6 protein-coding genes are annotated in these 3,433 nt (G+C 62.2%); all 6 read right to left on the bottom strand.

Annotated elements, in window-relative coordinates; translation table 11 throughout:
- Nucleotides 1-30: 30 nt before the first annotated feature.
- The 6 genes from WBB95_RS22505 to urtE all read right to left on the bottom strand — a co-directional run bounded on the left by WBB95_RS22505 (nucleotide 31) and on the right by urtE (nucleotide 3,355).
- A complete protein-coding gene (locus WBB95_RS22505; protein WP_424489576.1) occupies nucleotides 31-336 on the bottom strand; it encodes an urease subunit beta in 306 nt (101 codons plus the stop codon).
- Nucleotides 333-866: a GNAT family N-acetyltransferase gene (locus tag WBB95_RS22500; protein WP_424489575.1), complete on the bottom strand. Its 534-nt coding sequence runs from the start codon at nucleotides 864-866 to the stop codon at nucleotides 333-335. Before WBB95_RS22500 ends, WBB95_RS22505 begins: the two co-directional genes overlap by 4 nt.
- Before the next feature lie 5 nt (nucleotides 867-871).
- Complete coding sequence (locus WBB95_RS22495; RefSeq protein WP_424489574.1) at nucleotides 872-1,384, bottom strand: N-acetyltransferase family protein; 513 nt, start codon at nucleotides 1,382-1,384, stop codon at nucleotides 872-874.
- Between the two features lie 9 nt (nucleotides 1,385-1,393).
- Nucleotides 1,394-1,696: an urease subunit gamma gene (locus WBB95_RS22490; protein WP_010213535.1), complete on the bottom strand. Its 303-nt coding sequence runs from the start codon at nucleotides 1,694-1,696 to the stop codon at nucleotides 1,394-1,396.
- A 90-nt stretch (nucleotides 1,697-1,786) separates the two neighbouring features.
- Nucleotides 1,787-2,626, bottom strand: a complete 840-nt coding sequence (locus WBB95_RS22485; protein WP_424489573.1) for an urease accessory protein UreD — start codon at nucleotides 2,624-2,626, stop codon at nucleotides 1,787-1,789.
- A 30-nt stretch (nucleotides 2,627-2,656) separates the two neighbouring features.
- Nucleotides 2,657-3,355 carry an urea ABC transporter ATP-binding subunit UrtE gene (urtE, locus tag WBB95_RS22480; RefSeq protein ID WP_424489572.1) on the bottom strand — a complete coding sequence of 233 codons (699 nt, stop codon included), beginning with the start codon at nucleotides 3,353-3,355 and terminating at the stop codon, nucleotides 2,657-2,659.
- Nucleotides 3,356-3,433: the final 78 nt, after the last annotated feature.

Raw genomic sequence — 3,433 nt, 5'->3', positions numbered from 1 at the left:
GGTGGGAGCTGGCTTGCCTGCGATAGGGCCCTAAAGATCGCCCATGATCCGGCCGGCAAACCCGAACACGCGGCGCCCGCCGCTCAAGTCGACCAGCTCCACCTCGCGGCTCTGACCCGGCTCAAAGCGCACCGCGGTGCCCGCCGGAATGTTCAGGCGCATGCCGCGGCTGGCGGCCCGGTCGAAGGTCAACGCATCATTGGTCTCGAAAAAATGATAATGCGAGCCCACCTGGATCGGCCGGTCGCCGATGTTGGCCACGCTCAGGCTGACAGTGCGGCGGCCCACGTTGAGTTCGATGTCGCCAGGCTGGATCTGATATTCACCAGGAATCATGCAGGTTGCCCCAGGGTCTTGAAGTAGATGGCGGTCGGGCTGTAGCGCCCGTCCGGGCTTTGGCAGTAATCGGGCAGTTCGCCGATCTTGGTGTAGCGCAGCGACTGGTAGAAGGCTTCGGCGCCGGAGCCGGCCTCGGTGTCGAGGTACAACAGGCCGCGCTTGTGCTGGCGCGCGGCGAGCTCCAGGGCATTCATCAATTGCTGGCCCAAGCCATGGCGCCGTGCGTTGCTGTGGACCAGCAACTTTTGCACCTCGGCGCGGTTAAGGCCGTTGGCTTTCTGGCACAGCGCCAACTGCACGCTGGCGATCACCTGTTCATCGCGCACCACCACCCACAGCAGCAAGCTTGCGTCTTCGATGCTCGCCTGCACGCCGCTCAAATAGGTGCGGGCCTGGGCTTCGTCGAAGTCAGCCATGAAACCGACTGAAGCACCGTGCTTCACCGCGTCCAGCAACAGCTCGATCAAGCCCAGGCGGTAGTGGGCAAAACTTTCAGCATTGACTCGACGCAGTTGCGCGGCGTTCATCGATCTCACTCCTTGGGCGGTTCGGCGCCCGGATTCAAGGTCAGTTGCATAAAGGTCAGGTCCAGCCAGCGGCCGAACTTGATGCCCACCTGCGGCATCTGCCCGGTGGTGATGAACCCCAGGCGCTCGTGCAGGCGGATCGAAGCCAGGTTGCCACTTTCGATGGCCGCGACCATCACGTGCTTGCCGCAGGTTCTGGCACGCGCGATCAGTGCTTGCATCAGGCGCGGGCCAAGGCCTTTGCCACGCTGGTCGTTGCGCACGTACACCGAGTGTTCGACGCTGTAGCGAAAACCTTCGAAGGGCCGCCAGTCGCCGAATGAGGCGTAGCCGATGACTTCATCGTTTTCGATGGCGACAAGGATCGGATAGGCCTGGGTTTGCCGCGCGGTGAACCAGGCCTGGCGGTTGGCGAGGTCCACGGGTTGTTCGTTCCAGATCGCGGTGGTGTTGAGGACCGCGTCGTTGTAGATGTCGCGGATTTGCGCCAGGTCGTGCTCGCTTGCATCACGAATCATGCTCGCCCCTCACGCAATCGGCTGGTGGACGGTGACCAGTTTGGTTCCGTCGGGAAAGGTGGCTTCCACCTGGATGTCCGGGATCATTTCCGGAATGCCTTCCATCACCTGTTCGCGGCTGAGCAGGGTGGTGCCGAAGTGCATCAGGTCGGCCACGGTGCGGCCATCGCGGGCGCCTTCCATCAAGGCGGCGGAAATGTAGGCGATGGTTTCCGGGTAGTTGAGCTTCACACCCCGCGCCAGGCGGCGCTCGGCGACCAAGCCTGCGGTGAAGATCAGCAGTTTGTCTTTTTCCCGTGGGGTCAGGTCCATGGTTCGAGGTCCTTCAAACAACATTTATAAAAACACCGCAGATCTATTTGGAAGCCAGCTCCCACAGGGTGCAGGTTCCACTTCAGATCTTTATGTGCTCCAAATTCTCGGTGGAACCGCCTCGCGACCCAGCACTGCCGGGCGCAGCAGTGTCCATAAATCAATCAACCAGCCCCGCGCCAGTAACGCTTCACTGGCCAGGCAGCGGGCAACCAGCAGACCCGGCAATTGGGTCAGGTCGCCGCGCACCGCATGAGGCAAAGCGCGGCAGGTTTCCAATAATTCAGGCGCGATATCGCCAGTGAGCAACAGCGTGGCGAACACCGGTTGCCCGTCCAGCCCGATCGGCGAGTCGAGCAAACCGTCGGCGCCTACAATGCGCTGGCGCTCATGCCAGAGCAACTGGCCGTCGCGGCGAATATCCAGGTGCGACTGGAAGTGGCCGAGGTCGAATCGCTCGCCACTGGCCGGGCGACCGAGGGCGACCACGTCCCAGTAGAACAGCCGTGCATCGCCGTGCAGGTCTATGCGCGTGGTGAGCTCAGCCTGGGCGGCGCTGAACACGATGGTTTCCTGAGGCAGCCACTCCAGAGTGGCGCCGGCCTCTACGCTCAGTTCGAGTTGTTGATACGCCGGGCCGCCGGCGCGGTACCACTTGGCCGCGCCGGGGCTGGTCAGTTGCGCCCAGGCGCCGGTGCCTACATGGGCACGGATATCCAGGCGGTCACCGCCGGCAATACCGCCGGGCGGGTGCACGATGATGTGCTGGCACACCTCGGGCCCTTCGGCATACAGGTGCTTTTGCACTCGCAGCGGGCCGAGGTGGCGACGCATCACCGGGCGTGTGGTGTCGCCGAAACGCGCGTAGCCGAGCGCCAGCTCGGCGTGCCAGCTGGGGGTGAACAGGGCGGTAGAGGCGGGAAGAGTCATGATCAGTGCTTATCGTTAGGACGCTACAGATTAGATCGTAACGAGTCCGCGCACACCCTCGCTTTCCATATTTTCTCCACGGCCCTGCTGCACGATTTCACCGCGCGACATCACCAGGTACTGGTCGGCCAGCTCGGCGGCGAAGTCGTAGAACTGCTCCACCAGCAAAATCGCCATGTCGCCGCGTGCAGCGAGTTTTTTGATCACTGCGCCGATTTCCTTGATCACCGAGGGCTGGATGCCTTCGGTGGGTTCATCGAGGATCAACAAGCGCGGGCGACTCGCGAGGGCGCGGCCAATCGCCAATTGCTGTTGCTGGCCGCCGGACAAGTCGCCGCCACGGCGGTGTTTCATTTGCAGCAAGACCGGGAACAGCTCGTAGATGAAGGCGGGTACCTCCTTGGCTTGTGAGCCAGGGAAACGCGAGAGCCCCATCAGCAAGTTTTCTTCTACCGTCAACCGCCCAAAAATCTCCCGGCCCTGAGGCACATAGGCGATGCCTGCGTGCACACGCTGGTGCGGCTTGAACCCGGTAATCGCCTTGCCTTCCCAATTCACCGCGCCTTCCTTGGATGGAAGCAAGCCCATCAGGCACTTGAGCAAGGTGGTCTTGCCCACGCCGTTACGGCCGAGCAGGCAGGTGACTTCGCCGATTTTTACGTCAAACGAAAGCCCGCGCAGGATGTGGCTACCGCCGTAGTACTGGTGCAGCTTGTCGACTTGCAGCATGTTCAACATCTCCTCAATTCCTTGTGGGAGCTGGCTTGCCTGCGATACAGGCGACTCGGTGTATCAGTGGCACCGTGT

This window comes from Pseudomonas sp., from assembly GCF_049645325.1.
Taxonomy (GTDB): Bacteria; Pseudomonadota; Gammaproteobacteria; order Pseudomonadales; family Pseudomonadaceae; genus Aquipseudomonas.
This window is presented reverse-complemented; position numbering and strand designations above follow the sequence as displayed.